The 351-nt window shown below is 30.8% G+C and carries 1 protein-coding gene; it reads right to left on the reverse strand.

The window, feature by feature from the left end; all coding sequences use genetic code 11:
- Positions 1–351, reverse strand: a 351-nt coding sequence (locus EII23_RS12630) for a hypothetical protein (RefSeq protein ID WP_221620435.1), incomplete at both ends; no start/stop codon positions are given.

Genomic DNA, 351 nt, shown 5'->3' on the forward strand with positions numbered 1-351 from the left:
CTTTAGTCTTGCTTTTACAACAATTCTTCTGCCACCTTTTTCTTTTGTAACAGATAAATCATCAAAACCATCAATACCGGATAATTTGTATTTAGTTGTATCTAGAGATTCTAAACCTTTTGGCAAATCTAAGACAAATACCAATTCAGCATCGGATTGTGTAATTGCAGTTTCAGGCATATTATTTTTCATCATATAGTACGCCGGAAATTCCGAATTAATTACAGCAATAAGTACAGTATTTTTAATCTTTTTAAACAATGATAAATCAACATGAAAATCTAAATTGATTTTGTCGCCTATACGATGATTGGAAACAGCTGTACTGGAAAGACCTCTTTCTTTAATATC

It is taken from the genome of Desulfovibrio sp. OH1186_COT-070 (assembly GCF_003860215.1).
In the GTDB taxonomy this organism is placed as follows: Bacteria; Desulfobacterota; Desulfovibrionia; order Desulfovibrionales; family Desulfovibrionaceae; genus Desulfovibrio.